The organism is Streptomyces sp. NPDC012769, from assembly GCF_042901205.1.
Taxonomy (GTDB): Bacteria; Actinomycetota; Actinomycetes; order Streptomycetales; family Streptomycetaceae; genus Streptomyces.
Map to the genome: position 1 here is coordinate 404,965 of NZ_JBIBCP010000001.1, position 19,802 is coordinate 424,766.

Genomic DNA, 19,802 nt, shown 5'->3' on the forward strand with positions numbered 1-19,802 from the left:
GTCCCGTTGGCCCGATGCCCCGCTGGCCCGTTCGTCAGCCCACCGAGTCCAGGAGCCGCGCGGTGTGCACCCGGCCCGCGTACTCGACGAGCCGGATGAGCACCTCCTTGCCGGAGTCGCGGTCCCGTGCGTCGCACAGCACCACCGGAGTGCCGCGATCCAGGTCCAGGGCGCGCGAGACGTCGTGCGCCCCGTAGGCGCGGGCGCCCGCGAAGCAGTTGACGGCCACGACGAACGGGATCTTGCGGTGCTCGAAGTAGTCCACCGCCGGGAAGCAGTCCTCCAGCCGCCGGGTGTCGGCGAGGACGACCGCACCGAGCGCCCCCTGGGACAGTTCGTCCCACAGGAACCAGAAGCGGTCCTGGCCCGGCGTTCCGAAGAGGTAGAGCGAGAGCCCGGACCGGATGGTGATCCGGCCGAAGTCCATGGCGACGGTCGTGGTGGTCTTCTGGTCCACGCCGCCGGTGTCGTCCACGGACTCCCCCGCGCGGCTGAGCTGTTCCTCGGTCCGCAGCGGCCGGATCTCGCTTACCGCGCCGACCAGGGTGGTCTTGCCGACCCCGAAGCCGCCGGCGACCAGGATCTTCAGTGCGAGGACCGTGCTGTCCACGCCGCTCGCGGGGGTGCTCTCAGAGCGCTCGTAGGCCATCGATGACTTCCCTCAGGATGCGTTCGTCAGGGAGCTGGGCGGGCGGGACGGGACGGCTGACCTTCACGAAGCCCGCTTCGAGGAGGTCACCGAGGAGGACCCGCACCACCCCCACGGGCAGATCGGCGTCGGCGGCCAGTTCGGCGACCGACTGCGTCTCGGCCCGGCACAGCGCGAGCAGGGCCCGGTGTTCGGGGCCGAGCAGGGACTCCTCGGCCCGGCCCGGCGGGTCGTCGTCGACGACGACGAGCGCGATGAGGTCGAACCGCACATTGCTCGGTCCGGGTCTGGTGCGGCCCCCGGTCATGGCGTACGGCCGCACGAGCGGGCCGGCCTCGGCGTCGTACCACCGACTGCCCGGAACGGCCTGGCCGTCGCCGGTGCTGTCCTCGTTCATGGCGGGTCTCCGGTCAGCCGGCGGCCGGTGGGGTCACCGTGAGCCGCGGCGGGGTGTGCAGGTGCTCGCCGACCCGTTTCACCAGGCGGGCCATCTCGTACGCGATGAGACCGATGTCGGCGTTCACGGCGCTCAGCACGGCCAGGCAGGAGCCGTCGCCGGCCGCCGCCACGAAGAGGAAGCCGTCGTCCATCTCGACCATCGTCTGGCGCACGCCGCCGGTGTGGAACTGGCGGCCGGCGCCCTTGGCGAGGCTGTGGAAACCGGAGGCGATGGCGGCCAGGTGTTCGGCGTCCTCCCGGCTCAGACCGCTGGACGCGCCGACGGCGAGCCCGTCGTTGGAGAGCACGACCGTGTGGCGGACCTCGCGGACGCGCGTGACGAGGTCGTCCAGGAGCCAGTCGAGCTCTCCGGAGCGGTGGTGGGACATCCTCGCGTGGTCGATCATTCGTCGTCTCCTTCACTGCCGGGGTCGCTGGGTGCCTGCGGGCCGTAGCCGGTGCCCAGGGGGCGTCGGGTGCCGATCGGGGTGCCGGGTGCCGGGCCGCCACCGCGCCGCCAGCCGTCGCGGTAGGCGGACATCCGGTCCCTGACCTGCTCCGGGGTCCGCTCGCCCGGGCCGTCGGCGGGCGCGTCAGCGGCGTACGGGCCGGGAGCCGGTGCCTCGCGCAGCTGCGGTACGAGGCTCGCCTGGCGTACGCGCCGGGGCAGATCGGCACCCATGTCCCCACCGTGCGCACCCATCGCCTGCGACGCCTGCGACGCCTGCGGCCTCTGGGGGTGCTCCGATGACTCCGATGGCTCCGGCGACTGCGCCTGGGACTGCGCCTGCGCCTGCGGCTGCGGCTGCGGCTGCGACTGCGACTGCGACGTTCGTGCCGGCTGGGGTATCTCCGCCCCCCGGGGGTCGGACGAGGTCGCTGATGTCGGCGGGGCCGGGGGCGAGGGGGGCGTGCGCCGGCGCAGGGCGGTGACGCCGGCCGGCGGCCGGTCCGGCTCGCGGGGCGGTGTGAGAGCCGGGACGCGGGGCGGCCGCGACGCCTGGAGCCCCGCCCCCGATCCCGCACCCACACCCACACCCGCGCCGGATCCAGGGGCAGGGGCAGGGGCGGTGGCGGCGTGGGCCGGGGGACCCGGGTCGCGGGAGGGGGCAGCCCCGGCGGCGCCGCGCCCGGGCGGAAGGGCGCTCTGCAGCAGATCGGTGGGGAGCAGGACGACGGCCGTGGTTCCTCCGTAGGGCGAGGTGCGCAGGTGGACCTTGATGTCGTGCCGCGAGGAGAGACGGCTGACGACGAACAGACCGAGCCGGTCGCTGTCGAAGAGGTCCAGGGCCTCGGACTGGGTGATACGGGCGTTCGCCTCGGCGAGGCTCTCCTTGCCCATGCCGAGCCCCCGGTCCTCGATCTCCAGGGCGTAGCCGTTGCCCACGGGTTCGCCGCTGACGCGCACCTTCGTGTGGGGCGGGGAGAACTGTGCGGCGTTCTCGATGAGCTCGGCCAGCAGATGGGTGAGGTCGGCGACGGCGCCGCCGACGACGGCGGTCTCGGGGAGCCGGCGCACCTCCACGCGCGCGTAGTCCTCGATCTCGGAGACGGCGGCGCGGACGACGTTGGTGAGGGGTACGGGCATGCGCCAGGCACGGCCGGGGGCGGCTCCCGAGAGGATGATGAGGCTCTCGGCGTGGCGCCGCATACGGGTCGTCAGGTGGTCGAGCCGGAAGAGGTCGCCGAGCTCGTTCGGGTCGTCGGCGCGCCGCTCCATGCTGTCGAGCAGGTTGAGCTGACGGTGTACCAGGACCTGGCTGCGGCGGGCGAGGTTGACGAAGACACCGGAGATGCCGCTGGCGAGCTCGGCACGCTCCACGGCGGCAGAGAGCGCGGCCCGGTGCACGGTGGTGAGCGCCTCGCCGACCTGGCCGATCTCGTCCTGTGGGGCGGGTCCGGGCGGGGCCTCGGCCAGGACGTCGATCTCCTCACCGGCGCGCAGCCGGCGCATGGCGGCGGGAAGTTTGCGGCGGGCGATCTCCAGAGCGCCGTTGCGGAGGCTGACGAGTTCGACGACGAGCCCGCGGCCGATGCGTACGGAGATGACGAGGGAGGTGGCGACGGCGGCGAGGCCGAGCAGGACCGCGGCGCCGCCGGCGCTGAACACACCGCCGCCGAGGGGTTCGTGGCGCTCCCCGGCACCGCTGCGGGCGGCGGTCTCGACGGCGGCGATGCCCTCGCGTACGGCGGAGTGGGCGGCGTCCCACTCGCCGGAGGGAACGGCCTGTGCGGCGGGCCGGCCGGGGGCGGCGGCGCGGACCCGTTCCTCGGCCGCGCTCAGCTGGCGGTAGGCGGGCTGGGCGGTGAGGTTCCGCCAGGCGGCGCGCTGCGGCGCGGGCAGGTCCGCGGTGGCGGCTTCGGTCAGCGTGTGCCGGGCCACGACGGCGCCGGCGAACTCGCGGAGCCGTTCGGCGTCGAGCTGTCCGGTGAGGTGGGCGGAGCCGAGGAGCGCGTCCTCGCGGGCGAGCATCTCCCCCGCGCGGCCGAGTTCGAGCAGGACGCGCGCCTCGGCGCCGCCTCCGGTGTCCTCGATGCCGGCGAGGGCGCCGACGACGGCGAAGCCCGCGGAGACGGTGGCGGTGTACTCCTCGTAGATCTGGTCCCCGTCGGCCCGTCCGGCGGCGGCCGCGGCACGCAGCCTGCTCAGGCCCTCGGTCCGCACGACGAAGGCCGTCACGCGCGTCGCCACGTCGGCGGGGAGGCTGCCGTTGTCGCCGACGGTGTGCCGGTCGCCCAGGCGGAGCCGGGTGATGGCGGCATCGGTGGCTCCGACACGCTCCTTCAGCTCGGCGGCGCGCCCGGTGCCGGGGGCCGCCGTCTGGCGTACGGCGGCGCTCCGTTCGTCCTGAAGGGCGGCGATCGCGGCGGTGACGGGCTGCCGGACGTCGGCGTCCACGGACCGCAGGAGCCGGAGCCGGGCGATGTCCTGGGCGGTGGTGACCGTGGCGAACCCCCACAGGGCGAGCAGGGAGACGACCGGGACCATGAGCAGCGAGACGATCTTGGCGCGTACGGTCCGCGGCCGCAGCCCGCCGCCCAGGCCCTCGCGCCCACCACCACCACCACCGCCCCGGCCACCGCCACCGTCACCGTCACCGCCCTGGGGCCGGGATCGGGGCCGATCGTCCTGTCCCGGCGGCCGGTCGCCTGCCGGCTGCCCGGCCCGCGCGGCGAGTGCGGCCGGCTCGGCGGGCGCGCCGGGCGCGTGGGGCTCTTGGGGCGTGTCGGGGGTGAAGGCGGCAGGATCGGGGGCGGCGGGATCGGAGGGGGCGAAGGCCGCGAAGGCGGTCCCCGCCGACCGCTCGCGGGACGCCGTCTCGTCGGCGGGGCGACCGGCGTGCGCGCGGCGCCCGCGGGCCGCCGTGGGCGGCTGGGCGGGGGCTCCGGCGTCGTCCGGGGTCCTGCGGGGAGTTCGCATGGCCTCCTCGTTCCTTCGTTCACGGGCCCGTGGGAGCGGCGGGATCCGTCGGTGCTGGGGGCTTACGGGCTTACGGGCTTACGGGCTTACGGGGCGGTCGCGGTCGGGAGTCGCGGAGGCCGGCTGTCCGGCAGTCATGGGGCTGAGAAGGGGCGCGGCGTTGCGGACCCGCCAGGGCCGTTCCTCAGGTCCACGCGTCGTGGGCGGCCGGGCCGTCATGGGAGGCACGGGCGGTGCGGCCGTCAGCCGCCGCTCGGACGGCTCGGGCTGCCAGCCCGCCGGCCGGGCCCGCGACCGGATCTCCGACCGGATCTCCGGTCGGACCGCCGTGCACCGGCCCTGAGGGGTGGACGTGCGCCCGGGCGGGTGCGGTGGCCGCCTCCGGCGGGGGCGGCGGGGCGGGGCGGAAGCCGGCGGGCGCGACGTCCACGGCCCGCTCGTCGGGGTCGGTCAGGCGTCCCGCGGAGGCGTAGGCGGCGCGTTCGCCCGCCGTGGGCGAGAGGGCGACGAACGCCGAGGTGATGAAGAGATAGGAGCCGAGGCCGACCGCGAGCGGGAAGATGAACTGCATGACGGTGGCGCCGGGGAGGGGGGCCGATGAGGGCGCGACCTCGACGCGTACGGCGAACATCCCCGTGTAGTGCATGCTGCTGACCGCCGCGCCCATGACGAGGGAGGCGACGGCCACGGCCGCCGGGGCGTGGATGTTGAGCGCGGCCCACAGGGCCGCCGTGGCGGCCACCACCGCGATGACGACCGACAGGGCGACGAGCAGCGGGTCGTACCGGACCTCTCCGTGCAGCCGCAACGCCGCCATGCCCATGTAGTGCATGCTCGCCACGCCGACGCCCGTCGTCAGGCCGCCGATCAGGAGCGAACGCACCCTGTCCCGGCCGTAGCCGACGGCGAAGACCCCGACGCCCACCACGGCCATGGCGATGAGCAGGCTGAGGAGGGTGAGCGGGACGTCGTAGCGGATGTCGGTGCCGGTGACCCCGAAGCCGAGCATGGCGACGAAGTGCATGGTCCAGATGCCGGTGCCGATCGCGGAGGCGGCGGTGAGCAGCCAGTTGCGCCGGGAGCGGCCGGTCGCGTCGAGGGCGCGCACGGTGCAGCGCAGCCCGAGGGCGGCGCCGATGCAGGCCATCGCGTACGACAGCGCGGGTGTCAGCCAGCCGAAGGTGGCGTGGTCCAGGTGTCCCATGACTCGGGGACGCTAGTGCGCCCCTGGGGGCGCAAAGGGGGCGCATTTCGAAAGCTGATGGAATATGACAGAGAGATGTTCCTGAACGATCGGCACGGGCTCGAACATGCGCGCAGATCGTTCACTCACAAGGGGTGGTCCGTACGGGAAACTCACACCTGTGAGTGATGCGCGCGTGAGGGATCATGGGCGCATGAGCGATGACCCCACACACGTACGGGAGTTCTTCGGCGCCCGCGCCGCCCACTGGGACTCCCGGTTCCCCGACGACGGTCCCGCCTACGCCGCCGCCGTCACCGACCTGGGCCTGCGCCCCGGGGACGCCGTGCTCGACGCGGGCTGCGGCACCGGGCGGGCACTCCCTCCGCTCCGCGCGGCGGTCGGCCCGACGGGCACGGTGATCGGGGCCGACCTCACGCCCCAGATGCTCTCCGAGGCGGCCAAGGCGGGCCGTGACCAGGCCGGGACGCTGCTCCTCGCGGACGTCGCACGGCTGCCGCTGCGTGACGGCGCGCTCGACGCCGTCTTCGGGGCCGGTCTCGTCTCGCACCTCGCCGACCCGGCCCGCGATCTGCGCGAACTGGCCCGGGTGGTGCGGCCCGGCGGACGGCTCGCACTCTTCCACCCGATCGGCCGCGCCGCCCTCGCCGCCCGCCACGGCCGGCAGATCACCGACGACGACCTCCGCGCCGAGCCCAACCTCCGCCCGATGCTGGCCGGTTCGGGGTGGAAGCTGCGCAGCTACGTGGACGAGGACCATCGCTACCTCGCGCTGGCCGTGCGCCGTACGGAGTGACTGTTCGGGTGATCCGGTGATCACCCTTATGCCTTGAGGAAGAAGCCTTCTGACGGTCCGACACGTCGACGGGACCGATCGGATCCCCGTCCGTGTCGGACGACCGGAGACGGGACGACAGGAAGGCGACAGATGGCCCGCAACAGATGGACGGGCGGAGTGGCACTCGGGGTGATGGTGCTCGGGGTCACCGCGATCACCGGTTTCACGCCTCCTCCGCACGGCGGCTGGGCAAGGGAGGTGCGGGGGCCGGGGTCGGAGTCCGGGGCAGGCGCGGGGGCGGGGGCAGGCGCGGGGGCGGGGGCGGGGGCAGGAGCCGGGGCGGGGGCAGGAGCCGGGGCGGGGGCAGGCGCGGGGGCGGGGGCAGGAGCCGGGGCGGGGGCAGGAGCCGGGACGGCCCATGAACGGGCGGTCCGGGCGGCCGTCGCCGCGGGCGTGTTCAGCCCCGAGCACAGCGAGCTCGGCGGGCACACCGAGCTCGGCGGGCACGAGGCTCCCGGGGTTCCCGAGACTCCAAGGGCTCCTGCGCCTCCTGCGGGTTCTGATGTGGGAGACGCGGCCGAGGACTTCGGCGCCGAGTACGTGCGCCACCGGGTCGCACGGGTCCTGCCGGGGGCGCTGGCCCCGATCTGTGGCGACGGCTACGGCCGGGAAGTGACGTTTCCGCTCTTCGACGACGTCACCGTGCAGGCCGTCGAGACCAAGCGGAGCACCGTCGGATCGACCCTCGTCTGGCACGGCACCGTCACCGGCACCGTCGACCAGGACGTGATCGTCGCCCTCGAGGGTGGCTGTGACCGCGCGCCCGGCAACGAGGTGCTGAGCGCCCAGTTCATGACGGGCGGCGATCTGTACGCCGTCGAGCCGCTGGGCGCGGGCCGGGTCCTGGTCACCCAGACCACCCCGCTCACCGACGAGGACGAGCCCGCCCTTGTCGTACCGCCCACGACCCGGCCTGCCCGGGCCGAGCATTTCGCGGCGCGCCCGGCCGTCACGGACCCGGCCGTCACGGACGCGGCCGTCGCGGACCCGGCCGTCACGAACCCGGCCGTCACGGACGCGGACGTCGCGGACCCGGCCGTCACGAACCCGGCCGTCACGGACGCGGCCGTCACGGATGCGGTGCTGTCATCCCCCGAGGCCGAGCGGGCCGCCGCGGCCTGCAAGGGCGGTCAGGGCCACTCCCTGGTCGACGTCCTGGTCGGCTACACCCCGGGCGCCAGGACCGAGGCCGGCGGTGACGCCCAGATCCGGACGGTCGCCGCGCGGGGGGTCGCGCTCGCCAACGAGGCTTTCGCCGAGAGCGGCGTGAAGGTACGCGTCCGCCTGGCCGGCACGGCGCTCGCGAGCGTCTCCGCCTCCCTCGACCAGGTCAACGGTTCGCTGCTCGCCGCCCTCGCCACGCCCGACGACGGCATCGCCGACAACATCCCGCAGCTGCGCGACCAGTACGGCGCCGACCTCGTCTCCGTCATCGCCGCGGGCCGCGCGGCCGGCGGCCTCGGCTACACCCCGCCCGATCCCGGCCCGTCCACGGCCGCCTGGGGCTACTCGGTCGTGGGGCAGAGCGCCATCGCCCGCTTCTCGATGGGGCACGAGATCGGCCACAACCTCAGCGCCGACCACGACCGGGTGACCCAGCCGGTCCAGAACGAGAACGGCGCCACCGGCTACTTCCCCGCCAAGGGCGACTGGTCGTCGGTGATGGCGTACGAGTCAAGCTGCCGCAAGGCCACCAAGGGCGTCTGCACCCGGATCAACCGCTTCAGCAATCCCCACCAGTCCTACCGCGGAGAGGCCCTCGGCATCCCGATCGGCAGGCCCGGTCAGGCCGACAGCACCGACGTGCTGAGCGAGACCGGGAAGGCGGTCGCCGCGTACCGGGTGGCCAAGACCTCCGACGCGCTGTGTGCCGTGACCTCCTCCGTCACGCCCAAGGGCGGCGGCACCGTCACCGCCGGCGCACCCGGCCCGTACCCGCAGGGCACCACCTCGGTCCACAACGCGGCGGCCGCCAAGGGGTACGTGTTCTCCGGCTGGAAGCTGGACGGCAAGGCGGTCAAGGGCGGGGCCACCGGCTTCCGCGTGCCGGCCGGCGACCACACCCTCGTCGCCGAGTTCAGGAAGGGCACGACCCCGACCTCCACGGTCACCACCAGGACCTCCGGCAGCGGGACGGGTCAGGAAGGCCCCCACCGGGCGGGCCGAGCCGGAAGGCGCCGACGTGTTCTACGAGGCGGTCCCGGCGCCCGGCTGGGACTTCGCCGGCTGGGTGCTCGACGGCTCGCACGCGGGTGACGACGACTCCCTCGCGATCGACGTCGGCGCCGACGACATGCACCTCACCGCCCTCTTCGAGCACCGGCGCCACCGGCTGACCGTGGTCGAGCGGGGCCGCGGCGCGGTCCGGCTCTCGCAGGACGGGCCCTACTCCGACGGCGACACCGTCACCGCGACGGCGGTTCCGGCCCCCGGCTTCGTCTTCGAGGACTGGCTGCTCGACGGCGAGCCGTACGGCGGTGACGAGGAGCGGAGCCAGGGCGAGACGTCCGTCCACTTCGACGAGGAGGGTCACACCCTGACGGCGGTCTTCGAGCGCGGCTGACCGCTCGGCCTCCCCGCCCGGCGGGACGTTCCCCCCGGCAGCTCTCGACGGGCGGGTTACTCACTGGTTAGGGTGCGCCGACGACCAGATGGGGAGGCTCACGTGGGTGCACCGGAATCCGCCGCGACCGGCGTGGAGGGCGACGACGACGCGCTGTTCGTGCTGACGGCGGCGCTGCTCACGCCCGCGCAGTTCCCCAGCGTGCTCGGCGACGACTATCCGGCGGCCTGCGCGGCGCTCCGGCTGGAACCGTACGCGGAGGGGTACGGGCTCGTGCTCGGGCAGGACGGCACGGGTGCTCGCTGGACGGTGGTCGTCGACGATGTGTCGCTGGTCGCGGTCGCCATCGCGTCCTGGGACTGCGGCATGGAGTACGACCTCTCCCCCGACGAGCGGTCCGTGGTGTCCGCGCTGCCCGGCTGGCCGCTGGCCGTCGCCACCGCCGCCCCCGGCCTTCCGGCGCCCCACGACCCCGCGCCGGAGGAGGGTGACCCCGCACCGCTGTCCCCGCCGGACGGCGCGGCGTGGGGACCCGCGCAGCGGCGCCTGGGCGCCGACCTGGTGGCCCTGCAGTGGAGCGAGTGGCGGGCCAGGATGGGCGACGACACGCCCGGGGCCGGCAGCCCGGCCGATGCCGGAAACGCCCCCGTGACGGAAGGCGCGCCCCAGGCCGAAGGCCCGGACCGGACCGAAGGCACGCCCCAGGCCGAAGGCCCGGACCAGACGGAAGGCCCGCGCGGCGGCCCCGACCCGTACGACGGAGTCCGGAGGGCTCTGCGAGAGCTCGGGGAGTACGTGACGCAGGCGCCGCCCGTCGGGCGGATCCGGTCGAGCTTCGCCGGGGGCGAGGCCCGGATGCTGCGGGCCGACGGTCCGGGCTGGTCGCTGGTGGCGCGGACCGACGACATGGCGTTCGTCCTCCTCGACGACGAGCCGCACGAGGTGCTCCCGGTGACGCGCGGTCCGAGGCTGCCCGCGCTCCTCGAAGCACTGGACGCCATGGCGGTACGGCCGAGCTGAGCGCGCCCCACACGGTGAGGACCCCCGAGGTGTGGTGCGGGCCCATGGTCCGGTGATCGTGTCGCCCGCAGGATGTGGCGGCGCGCCGAGGTGTCCGCCGACGCATCGCGGTGCGCGCCCCGGCGCGCTCGCGCCGGGGCGACCCGTACCGCGTCCCACCGGAGGCTCCTCATGCACCCGTTCCGAGGCGTTCCCCTGCGCGTCCGAGGCGTTGCCCTCCGAGGCGTCGCCCTGCGCGTCCGAGGTGTTCCCCTGCTCGCAGCCCTCCTGACGGGTCTCACCGTCCTCGGTCCGGCCGCTCCCGCCGGGGCGCGGGACTCCGGTCACTGCGCGCGGCAGCACCGCCTCGACGTGCCGGGGGCCGCACACCAGGAGACCGCGTGCCTGCCGGATCTGACGACGGCGGGGCTCGCCGGCACGCCGTACACGGACATGGCCGACCAGGCCGGTCTTTCGGCGAAGGGCACCGCGAACCCGTCGGGGGTTCCGGGGATCCAGATCGACGGCTACTTCCCCGACGGCTCCCGGCTCAACGCCACGCACGGCTGGGCCCACGACGCGCAGTTCGTGATCCGGCTGCCCGACCGCTGGAACGGCGGCCTCGTCGTCACCGGAGCCCCGGGCACCCGCCGTCAGTACTCCACGGACACGCTCATCTCCGACCAGGTCCTGGCGCAGGGCTTCGCGTACGCCGCCACCGACAAGGGCAACACGGGACCGGACTTCTTCACGGACGGGCGGGAGCCCGGTGACGCGGTCGCCGAGTGGAACCGCCGGGTCACCGAGCTGACCGTGGCCGCGAAGAAGGCCGTGCGGCAGCGCTACGGGACGGCACCCCGGCGGACGTACATGACGGGCATCTCCAACGCCGGCTATCTGACCCGCTGGCAGCTGGAGAACCGGCCGGAGCTGTACGACGGCGGGGTCGACTGGGAGGGGGTGCTGTGGACCACCCGCGGCCCCAATCTCCTGACCAGCCTGCCGGTCACCGTCGCCCGCCACTTCGGCGCGGCCTCCGACGAGGACCTGGTCGACGCCGGATTCGCGCCCGGCTCGCGCTTCCTGTGGCCGTATCACGACCGGGCCTACTGGGGGCTGACGCAGAAGATCTTCCGAGCCGAGTTCGATCCCTCCTACGACCCGGGCTGCCCCGGCGCGACGGCCGGTTCGACGGTGGAGCGGATCCTCGCGCCGTGCGCCTCGGACGCCTCGTACGACTACGCCGCCCGGCCGGCGTCGGTGCGGCGGGCGGTCGCGAAGGTCGCGCTGACCGGGCGGATCGGGAAGCCGCTGATCACGCTCCACGGCGATCTCGACGCGCTGCTGCCCATCGCGACCGACTCGGACGTGTACGCGCGGATGGTCGACGACCGGGGGCGGGGCGCCCTGCACCGCTACTACACGGTGGCGGGCGGCACCCACACCGACGGCCTGTACGACACCTACCCGGACCGGCTGCGGCCGATCCTGCCCTGCTACCGCTCTGCGTTCACGGCGCTGACGCGGTGGGTGGAGGCGGGGGTCGCGCCGCCCGCCGACCGCACGCTCGCACGGCCGGCGGGCGGTGACGTGGTCAACTCCTGCGCGCTGCGCTGAGCCGAGGACGGCCGGCCCTCCGGCGTCGGTCAGACCATCTCCAGGGGGTGGTGCGGTTCGGCCGGGAGCTCGACGCGGATCGTGTCGCCGGGCCGCACCTCCCCGCCGGTCAGGACAACGGACATGATGCCCGCCTTGCGGACGATCCGCCCGCTCTCGTCGCGGCCCAGGACCTGCTTGAGCAGCCCGTGCCGGAAGTTGTCGATCTGGGCGCACGGATTGCGCAGGCCGGTGACCTCCACGACGGCCTCGGCGCCGAGGTGGAGCCGGGTGCCGGTCGGCAGGGCGAGCAGGTCGATGCCGCGGGTGGTGATGTTCTCGCCGAGGTCGCCGGGGGCGACCTCGAAGCCGGCGCCCGCCACGTCGTCGAAGAGCTCGGAGTGGATCAGGTGGACCTGGCGCAGATTGGGTACGGTCGGGTCCTTGGCGACACGGGAACGGTGCTTGACGGTCACTCCGGCGTGCACGTCGCCCTCGACGCCGAGGCCGGCGAGGAGCGTGATGCTCTCCCGGTTGGGCTTGGTGAACGAGTAGACGCCGTTGCTGCTGACCGTGGTGACCGTACCGGTGCCGGTGCCGGTGCCGTTGCCCGCGCCGGTGCCGGTGTCTCTGCTCGTGACCGCGGTGGATTCCGCACTCATGACGTGGAGTTCCCCTTCTCCCAGGTGCCCGAGGTGTCGCGCCCCTCGACCCTACGCGACGCCCTCGGCGCGCAGCGGGGCCCCCACCTCGTGGAGGTGGCCGAGCGCCTGCCGGTAGGAGTCGACGAAGCCGGTCTCCGTGTACGGGATGCCGAGCGCCCGGCAGTGGGCGCGCACCGCCGGCTGGGCGAGGCGCAGATGGGGTCGCGGCATGCTGGGGAACAGGTGGTGCTCGATCTGGTAGTTGAGCCCGCCGAGGAACCAGTCGGTGAAGGCGCCGCCGCGGATGTTGCGGGAGGTCAGCACCTGGCGGCGAAGATGGCCCCAGGAGTCGCCGTCGGGGTGTGCGTCCGGCGTCTCCATGCCCTTGTGGTTGGGGGCGAAGGCCATGCCGAGGTGGACGCCGAGCAGCATCTGGTGGAGGAGGGCGAAGGCCAGCGCCTGAAGCGGCGTCAGCAGGGTGAGGAGCAAGGCCGCGTAGCCCGCGATGTGGGCGAGGAGCAGGGCGCCCTCGACGAGGCGTTCGCGGCGGGTGCGGTAGGGGCCGCTCGTGGAGAGCAGGGCCTGGACGCCGTACACCTTGAGGGCGATGCCCTCCAGCGTGGTCAGCGGGAAGAAGAGCCAGGCCTGGTGGCGGGTGAGCCAGCGGCGCAGTCCGGTGCGTTCGGTGGTCTGGTGCGCGGCGAAGACGAGGACGTCGGCGGCCACGTCCGGGTCCTTGTCGAGGTGGTTGGGGTTGGCGTGGTGGCGGTTGTGTTTGTCGTTCCACCACTCGCGGCTCATGCCGAGGAGCAGGTTGGCGTGGACGAGCTGGATGATCCGGCCGAGTCGGCGGCTGCCGGTGATCTGCGCGTGGCCGGCGTCGTGCCCGACGAAGGCGACGCGGGCGGAGAACAGGGCGAGCGGCAGGGCGAGCGGCAGCGCCCACCAGGACGGGCCGATGAGCGCGAGGCCGGTGACGACGGCGGCGATGCCGAGGAGGTTGGCCGCGATGCCGCGGGCGTACCAGCCACGGCGGCGTTCGAGGAGTCCCTGTTCCTTGATGGTGCGCAGGAGCGGGGCGAACTCGCTGCTGCCGCCGCCCTTTCCGTGGCCGCGGGCGGGACGGGCGGAACGGGCGGGGTGTCCGGGGCGGGCCGGTTCGGGTGTCGTGGGATGCGCGGCGGAGGGCGCGGTGAGCGTCGCGGTGGCCTGGGACATGGCGGTCTCCGGTGTCCGTGGAAGTCCGTGGAAGCGGCCGTCGCGCGGACCGCGTCGGCTACCGGAAACGTACGGATCGGTGATCGCCCGAGGCCATGGCGTCACCACCCGGGCCCGGTCGGGGGGCGGCCCGGGGGCCGGGGTGGGGCCTTCCCCACCCCACCCCGGGGGCGTGACGTGGATCACGGCGTCGACATGCGCATGGGGGCGGGGAGTTGGGGTACCCTCGGCCGCTCGACCCAGTAGTCAAATTTGAGGAATGCGTTGTCGCAGTCTCCGCCGCAGTCGCCGTCCCCCTCCCTGGCCACGCCTCTGGCCCCGTCCCCGACTTCGTCTCCGTCTCTGTCCTCGCCGCTCCGCGCCGATGAACTCGCCCGCTGTGCGACCCTCTTCCTGCCCGCCGATCCGCCCCGCGCGGGCCGGATCGCCTTCTGGTCCCCGGACACGGCCCCGGAGACGGGCGCGGTCCCGGACACGGGCGCGGTCCCGGACGGCGTCCACGCCGAACTGACCGTCGTCGACGACGACGTCCGGGAGCGGACCGTCCCCGCGCTCCTGCTCTCCGTACGGGACGCGCTGCCCGTCCTCGCCGGCGCCCGTTTCGACGAGGGTGCTTCGGCGTCGGCGGCCTTCTGGGGCGCGGCCTCGCTCTTCTCGCTCGACCTCGTCGCACGGGGGCTGCTCCTGCCCGGCCTCACCGCCACCGACCTCGACGCGTGGCGGGTCGGTCCGCTCGGCCCCGAGGAGCTGGGCGCGCTGCGCGACCTCGCCGCCTGTATGCCGCCGTCCGCCCACGCCGTACCGCTGACGGCGGCGACCGAGGTGGAGGACGACACACTGCTGCTGCCCGAACCGGAAGAGCTGCTGCGGGCGTTCGCCGACGCCGTCGCCGACACCCTGCCCCGCACCCCGGCCGCCCCGCTGGCCGCCGGCGGGCCCGCCTTCGCGGCCGACGAGCACCAGGAGCCCCAGGCGCTGGCGCACCAGCGGGCCTGGGCGGCGGACGTGGCCGCCGGACACGACGCGGGCGTACGGCTCTCCCTGCGCATCGAGCTGGTCGAACCGGCGGGACCGGCCGAGCTGACCGAGCTGGGCGACCTGACCGAGCTGGGCGACCTGACTGAGGGGGCGGGGGCCCCGGAGGGGCACGGCGCGGGAGCCGGGCCCTCCTTCCGTGCCGTGCTCCAGATGCACGGCGTGGCCGATCCGGCGCTCGTCGCGGACGCGGCCGAGGTGTGGGCCGGCACGACCGCGGCGGGTGCCGCCTTCGGGACCCGGGCCCGGATGGACGCGCTGCTCGCGCTGCGGCGGGCGGCGCGCGCGTGGCCGGCGCTCTCCCCGCTGCTCGCGGCGGCCGTTCCCGACGCCGTCGACCTCCACGACGAGGAGGTGGCCGAGCTCCTCGGCCCGGCCGCCCGCTCCCTCGCCGCCACCGGTGTACGGGTCCACTGGCCGCGCGAGCTCGCCCAACGGCTCTCCACCCGGGCGGTGATCGGGCCGCCCGACGGGGACGACCTCGGGGACGCGAACCGGGACGGGAACCAGGACGGGGACGGCGGCCGGGGCGGAAGCGGCTCCGGAGGCCGGGGCGACGCCCTGCCGTCCTTCCTCTCCGCCGACTCGCTGCTCGCCTTCCACTGGCGTTTCGCGATCGGCGACCAGGAGCTGACGCGTGCCGAGCTCGACCTCCTCGCCGAGGCCGGACGTCCTCTCGTACGGCTGCGCGACCAATGGGTCCTCGTCGACCCCGAGGAGGTACGGCGCGCCCGGGTCCGGCAGGACCGCAAGCTGACCCCGGTCGACGCGCTCGGCGCCGTGCTCACCGGCACCACCGAGGTCGACGGACAGCGGGTCGAGGTCCAGGCGACCGGCTGGATGGAACGGCTGCGGGCCCGGCTCGCCGACCCCGAAGGCGGCGGCGAGCGGGAGATCGCGCAGCCGGCCGCGCTGGCCGCGACCCTGCGCGACTACCAGTTGCGCGGCCTCGGCTGGCTGCACCGGATGACCTCGCTCGGGCTCGGCGGCTGCCTCGCCGACGACATGGGCCTGGGCAAGACCATCACCCTGATCGCGCTGCATCTGCACCGGCAGTCGGACCCGGCGACCGCCGGTCCGACGCTGGTGGTCTGCCCCACCTCGCTGATGGGCAACTGGCAGCGCGAGATCGAGAAGTTCGCGCCCGGCACGCCCGTACGGCGCTTCCACGGCGCGGCGCGGACCCTGGAGGGACTCGCCGACGACGGCTTCGTCCTCACCACGTACGGCACGATGCGGCTCGACGCGCCCCGGCTCGCCGGCCGGCCCTGGGGGCTGGTCGTCGCGGACGAGGCACAGCACGTCAAGAACCCGTACTCGGCGACCGCACGCGCGCTGCGCACGATCGGCGGCAAGGCGCGGGTGGCACTGTCCGGGACGCCCGTCGAGAACAACCTCTCCGAGCTGTGGGCGATCCTCGACTGGACGACGCCGGGCCTGCTCGGTGGGCTCGGCGCGTTCCGCGCGCGGTACGCCTCCGCCGTCGAGGGCGGCGCCGATCCGGGCGCGGCGACGCGACTCGCCGCGCTCGTGAGGCCGTTCATGCTGCGGCGGCGCAAGTCGGACCCGGGCATCGCGCCCGAGCTGCCGCCGAAGACCGAGACCGACCACGCCGTGGCGCTCACGAAGGAGCAGGCGGGCCTGTACGAGGCGGTGGTGCGGGAGACCCTCTCCGCCATCGCCGAGGCGGACGGAATGGAGCGGCGCGGCCTGGTGGTGAAGCTGCTCACCGGGCTCAAGCAGATCTGCAACCACCCCGCCCAGTACCTGAAGGAGGACCGGCCCCGGATCGACGGACGCTCGGGCAAGCTGGAACTGCTCGACGAGCTCCTCGACACCATCCTCGCGGAGGAGGCGAGCGTGCTCGTCTTCACCCAGTACGTGTCCATGGCGCGGCTGTTGGAGGAGCATCTGGCGGCGCGCGGGGTGCCGACCCAGTTCCTGCACGGCGGCACGCCGGTCGCCGAACGGGAGGCGATGGTCACCCGATTCCAGGCCGGTGAGGTGCCGGTCTTCCTGCTGTCCTTGAAGGCGGCCGGGACCGGGCTCAACCTGACCCGGGCGGGGCACGTGGTGCACTACGACCGCTGGTGGAACCCGGCCGTCGAGGCGCAGGCCACGGACCGCGCGTACCGGATCGGGCAGACCCAGCCGGTGCAGGTCCACCGGCTGATCGCCGAGGGCACGATCGAGGACCGGATCGCGGACATGCTGGAGCGCAAGCGGGCGCTCGCGGACTCGGTGCTGGGCTCGGGCGAGGCGGCGCTGACCGAGCTGACCGACGCCGAGCTGGCGGAACTGGTGCGGCTGCGCGGGGAGGACGGACGATGAGGGGAGACGGTGTGGCCGACGGCGGCGGTGTGCGCGGCGGGGACGGTATGCGCAGCGGGGACGGTATGCGCGGCGGGGACGGTATGCGCGGCGGGGACGGTATGCGCGGCGGGGACGAGCGGACCTTCGCGGCGCTGCCGCCGGTACGGGGTGGGGCCTTCGCCCGGACCTGGTGGGGCCGGGCGTGGCTGAAGGCTCTGGAGGACACGGCGCTCGACGCGCAGCAGCTGAAGGCGGGGCGGCGACACGCGCGGGCCGGGGCGGTCGGCGCGGTGTCGGTGCGGCCCGGCCGGGTCACTGCGGTGGTGCAGGACCGGGACGGCACGGCGTACCGCGGTGACGTGCTGTTCCAGGAGCTGTCCGGAGAGGAGTGGGACCGCCTCGTCGACCTCGCGGTGGACAGCGCCGGGCACATCGCGGCCCTCCTGGACCGGGAGATGCCGCCGCACCTGGTCGAGGACGCGGCGGCGGTCGGGCTCGAACTGCTGCCGGGCATCGGCGACCTGGAGCCGGAGTGCGACTGCGAGGCGTGGGACCACTGCCCTCACACGGCGGCCCTGTGCTATCAGGTGGCTCGGCTGCTCGACGAGGACCCGTTCGTGCTGCTGCTTCTCCGGGGGCGGGGCGAGCGTGCGCTGATCGAGGCGCTGCAGGAGCGGAGCGCGGCGCGTGCGACGGCCGAGGAGGAGGCGCGCGGGTCGCGGTCGGGTGGGTCGGGCCGACCGAGCGTGTCGGGTGCGAGCGGTGCAACGGCCGGGACCGGTGTGTCGGGCGTGTCGGCGTACGAGGCCTTCGCGGCGCGGGACATCCTGCCGCCCCTGCCCGCGCCGCCGGTCCCGCCCACCGCCCCGGGCGAGCCGCCGTCCCTCGACACGGAGGTCCCGCCGGAGCCGGGGATCGACCCGGAGGCCCTCGAGTTCCTCGTGGCGGACGCGGCGGCCCGGGCGCGGCGTCTGCTGTCCGGGGCGGCGCCCCTCGGCGCGCCGGCCCTGACGGCGGCTCAGGACGCGGTACGGCTCGCCGCCGGCTCCCCCGCGCCGTGGATCGCGGCGCGCCTCGCCGAGGGCTCGGGCCGCGACCGGCCCGCGCTCGACCGCGCGGTCCGCGCCTGGCGGTTCGGCGGCGCGGCCGGTCTCGCGGTCCTGGAGGAGGAGTGGGTGCCCGGCCCCGAGGCCCTGCGCCGCGCCGAGACCCGACTGGCCGAGTCCTGGGACGACTCCGACCGCCCCGCCCTCCACTCCTCCGGCCCCGCCCGCTGGACGGTCACCGGCACGACCACCCAACTCCGCCTCGGCCCGGACGGCCGCTGGTGGCCCTACCGGAAGGCCCAGGACGGCGCCTGGACCCCGGCGGGCCCACCGGAACAGGACCCCGCGGCGGCACTGTCGGGGGCGGAGGGACCGTAGGGCCGGGGTCGGCTCCGAGACCGGGGGGTGGGCGGCGGATTCAGGTGCGCGGCCGGCGGGCCGGCGGCCCGTCGCCGACGCGGCAAGCCCGGCGCGCGCGGTGAGGGACGACGGCCCGGCCCGAACCGGCCGGGGGGGCGACGGGAACGGATCCGCGCCCTCGACCGCCCGCCTGGCGGCCGCCCGGCCCGAACCGGCCGGGGACGGCGGGCCCACGGACCGTCGCCGACGCGGCAAGCACAGCGTGCACGGCGGCGGGACGACGGCCCGGCCCGAACCGGCCGGGGGAGGGCGGGCCCGCGGCCCGTCGCCGCCTGCGGCAAGCACAGCGTGCGCGGCGGCGCATGGCGGCCCGTCGCCGCCTGCGGCGAGCACGGCCTGCGCGGCGGCGCATGGCGGCCCGGCCCGAACCGGCCGCGGGACAGCGCGAACGGATCCGCGTCCGGCCGCCGGCGGCCCGGCCCGGCCCGGACCCCGGGGCGGGCGGCACGCCGCCCGGCCCTCCCCCGCAGCCCACCACCGGGTCAGCCGCGCCCCGCGGAGAGCTGAAGGGAGTCGGTCAGCCACATGTGCGTCGCACCGATCGTGACCGGGGCGGCGCCGGCCTCGACGACGAGTCGCCAGTAGCGGCGCATGCGCGGGTCGCGGTCGGCGGCCACCCAGGAGAGCAGGCGGCCGCGGAAGCGCGGTGTGTCGCGGGTGCGGCGGGCCGAGGCGTGGGCGGCGACGAAGCGGTCGAGTGCGGGGCCGGCGCGGGGCGGCTCGCCCGCCCGGACCAGTGGCTCGGCCAGGGCACATGCCTCGCCGATCCCGGCCAGCAACTCTCCCTCGTCGGCGATCAGTTCGGCATTGGTCCGCGCCATCGCGAGCAGCAGGCGGGTGAGATCCCGGTCACCGGCCAGGGCGAACAGCTCGGCGAAGGCGACCACCTGCGACGGCGTCGGGTCGGCGGTGGGTTCGGGCACGGCGATCGCCACGAACGCGTCGAACATCTCCGCGGACACGGGGGCGACGATCGTGCGCCGCCAGAAGCCGATCAGCGCCTCGCGGGCGGCGGCCCCGTTCTCCACCGCGGCCAGGAGGCCCAGCCTCGCGGCCCGGTCCGCCGGTGCGGCCTCCTCGACCGCGCGCAGGCAGGCCCGGCGCCAGGCCAGCTCCGCGAGCCGTACGTCGAGCGAGGCCCGTTCGGCCGCGACGACCTCGGCCAGGGAGCGTTCGCCGACGAGCACCTGACGGACGGCGGTCAGGCCGAGCCCGAGCCCGCGCAGTCGTCTGACCAGCTCCAGCCGTTCGACGGCCGCCCGGTCGAACCTGCGGTGTCCGCCGGTGCTGCGCACCGAGTCGACGATGCCCTCGTCGCAGTAGAAGCGAATGGTCCGCACCGGGACGCCGGTCAGCCGCGCGAGCTCACCGATTCCGAACGTCTCGTCGAGCCAGGGCACTTGAACCTCCACCGGGCT

14 protein-coding genes and 1 pseudogene are annotated in these 19,802 nt (G+C 75.0%); 7 read left to right on the plus strand and 8 right to left on the minus strand.

Annotated elements, in window-relative coordinates:
- Window positions 1-34: 34 nt before the first annotated feature.
- From ACFY7C_RS01935 to ACFY7C_RS01955, 5 genes and pseudogenes are all read right to left on the minus strand, one after another.
- The gene (locus ACFY7C_RS01935; RefSeq protein WP_389642244.1) at window positions 35-649 is read right to left on the minus strand and encodes an ATP/GTP-binding protein; all 615 of its coding nucleotides are present in this window, start codon (window positions 647-649) and stop codon (window positions 35-37) included.
- Window positions 630-1,046, minus strand: coding sequence for a DUF742 domain-containing protein (locus ACFY7C_RS01940; protein WP_389642247.1), 417 nt, complete (start codon window positions 1,044-1,046; stop codon window positions 630-632). Before ACFY7C_RS01940 ends, ACFY7C_RS01935 begins: the two co-directional genes overlap by 20 nt.
- Before the next feature lie 13 nt (window positions 1,047-1,059).
- A complete protein-coding gene (locus ACFY7C_RS01945; protein ID WP_389642250.1) occupies window positions 1,060-1,494 on the minus strand; it encodes a roadblock/LC7 domain-containing protein in 435 nt (144 codons plus the stop codon).
- Entirely contained in the window at window positions 1,491-4,508 is a 3,018-nt protein-coding gene (locus ACFY7C_RS01950) for a nitrate- and nitrite sensing domain-containing protein (protein ID WP_389642253.1), read from the minus strand. Before ACFY7C_RS01950 ends, ACFY7C_RS01945 begins: the two co-directional genes overlap by 4 nt.
- Before the next feature lie 397 nt (window positions 4,509-4,905).
- A pseudogene (locus tag ACFY7C_RS01955) lies at window positions 4,906-5,712 on the minus strand (MHYT domain-containing protein); the annotation flags it as partial.
- Between the two features lie 193 nt (window positions 5,713-5,905).
- On the opposite strand from ACFY7C_RS01955, the gene ACFY7C_RS01960 reads away from it, so the two are divergent.
- The 5 genes from ACFY7C_RS01960 (at window position 5,906) to ACFY7C_RS01980 (ending at window position 11,729) form a co-directional block, all read left to right on the plus strand.
- Complete coding sequence (locus ACFY7C_RS01960; protein ID WP_389642255.1) at window positions 5,906-6,508, plus strand: class I SAM-dependent methyltransferase; 603 nt, start codon at window positions 5,906-5,908, stop codon at window positions 6,506-6,508.
- Window positions 6,509-7,054: 546 nt separating this feature from the next.
- A complete protein-coding gene (locus ACFY7C_RS01965) occupies window positions 7,055-8,806 on the plus strand; it encodes a reprolysin-like metallopeptidase (RefSeq protein ID WP_389642257.1) in 1,752 nt (583 codons plus the stop codon).
- Window positions 8,733-9,113 (plus strand): hypothetical protein, encoded by a 381-nt coding sequence (locus tag ACFY7C_RS01970; protein ID WP_389642260.1) that lies wholly within the window; start codon window positions 8,733-8,735, stop codon window positions 9,111-9,113. Before ACFY7C_RS01965 ends, ACFY7C_RS01970 begins: the two co-directional genes overlap by 74 nt.
- 102 nt (window positions 9,114-9,215) lie before the next feature.
- Window positions 9,216-10,133, plus strand: a complete 918-nt coding sequence (locus tag ACFY7C_RS01975; RefSeq protein ID WP_389642263.1) for a hypothetical protein — start codon at window positions 9,216-9,218, stop codon at window positions 10,131-10,133.
- Between the two features lie 171 nt (window positions 10,134-10,304).
- Window positions 10,305-11,729, plus strand: coding sequence for a tannase/feruloyl esterase family alpha/beta hydrolase (locus tag ACFY7C_RS01980; protein ID WP_389642265.1), 1,425 nt, complete (start codon window positions 10,305-10,307; stop codon window positions 11,727-11,729).
- Window positions 11,730-11,758: 29 nt separating this feature from the next.
- Here the strand turns inward: ACFY7C_RS01980 and ACFY7C_RS01985 are convergent, their stop codons facing one another.
- Window positions 11,759-12,370, minus strand: coding sequence for an MOSC domain-containing protein (locus ACFY7C_RS01985; RefSeq protein WP_389642268.1), 612 nt, complete (start codon window positions 12,368-12,370; stop codon window positions 11,759-11,761).
- 51 nt (window positions 12,371-12,421) lie between these two features.
- Window positions 12,422-13,570 (minus strand): acyl-CoA desaturase, encoded by a 1,149-nt coding sequence (locus tag ACFY7C_RS01990; protein WP_389642271.1) that lies wholly within the window; start codon window positions 13,568-13,570, stop codon window positions 12,422-12,424.
- 264 nt (window positions 13,571-13,834) lie between these two features.
- Between ACFY7C_RS01990 and ACFY7C_RS01995 the strand changes: the two genes are divergently transcribed.
- The gene (locus tag ACFY7C_RS01995) at window positions 13,835-16,936 is read left to right on the plus strand and encodes a DEAD/DEAH box helicase (RefSeq protein WP_389642274.1); all 3,102 of its coding nucleotides are present in this window, start codon (window positions 13,835-13,837) and stop codon (window positions 16,934-16,936) included.
- A 65-nt stretch (window positions 16,937-17,001) separates the two neighbouring features.
- On the plus strand, window positions 17,002-18,342 hold the full coding sequence (locus ACFY7C_RS02000) for an SWF or SNF family helicase (RefSeq protein ID WP_389645878.1): 1,341 nt from the start codon (window positions 17,002-17,004) through the stop codon (window positions 18,340-18,342).
- Window positions 18,343-18,866: 524 nt separating this feature from the next.
- Here ACFY7C_RS02000 and ACFY7C_RS02005 read toward each other — a convergent pair.
- On the minus strand, window positions 18,867-19,784 hold the full coding sequence (locus tag ACFY7C_RS02005) for a MerR family transcriptional regulator (protein WP_389642277.1): 918 nt from the start codon (window positions 19,782-19,784) through the stop codon (window positions 18,867-18,869).
- Window positions 19,785-19,802 lie beyond the last annotated feature (18 nt).

Bases quoted from the DNA above. Each gene is read 5' to 3' on its own strand.
- ACFY7C_RS01935 (WP_389642244.1), bottom strand. From the start codon at position 649: ATGGCCTACGAGCGCTCTGAGAGCACCCCCGCGAGCGGCGTGGACAGC.
- ACFY7C_RS01940 (WP_389642247.1), bottom strand. From the start codon at position 1,046: ATGAACGAGGACAGCACCGGCGACGGCCAGGCCGTTCCGGGCAGTCGG.
- ACFY7C_RS01945 (WP_389642250.1), bottom strand. From the start codon at position 1,494: ATGATCGACCACGCGAGGATGTCCCACCACCGCTCCGGAGAGCTCGAC.
- ACFY7C_RS01950 (WP_389642253.1), bottom strand. From the start codon at position 4,508: ATGCGAACTCCCCGCAGGACCCCGGACGACGCCGGAGCCCCCGCCCAG.
- ACFY7C_RS01960 (WP_389642255.1), top strand. From the start codon at position 5,906: ATGAGCGATGACCCCACACACGTACGGGAGTTCTTCGGCGCCCGCGCC.
- ACFY7C_RS01980 (WP_389642265.1), top strand. From the start codon at position 10,305: ATGCACCCGTTCCGAGGCGTTCCCCTGCGCGTCCGAGGCGTTGCCCTC.
- ACFY7C_RS01985 (WP_389642268.1), bottom strand. From the start codon at position 12,370: ATGAGTGCGGAATCCACCGCGGTCACGAGCAGAGACACCGGCACCGGC.
- ACFY7C_RS01990 (WP_389642271.1), bottom strand. From the start codon at position 13,570: ATGTCCCAGGCCACCGCGACGCTCACCGCGCCCTCCGCCGCGCATCCC.
- ACFY7C_RS02000 (WP_389645878.1), top strand. From the start codon at position 17,002: ATGCGCGGCGGGGACGGTATGCGCGGCGGGGACGGTATGCGCGGCGGG.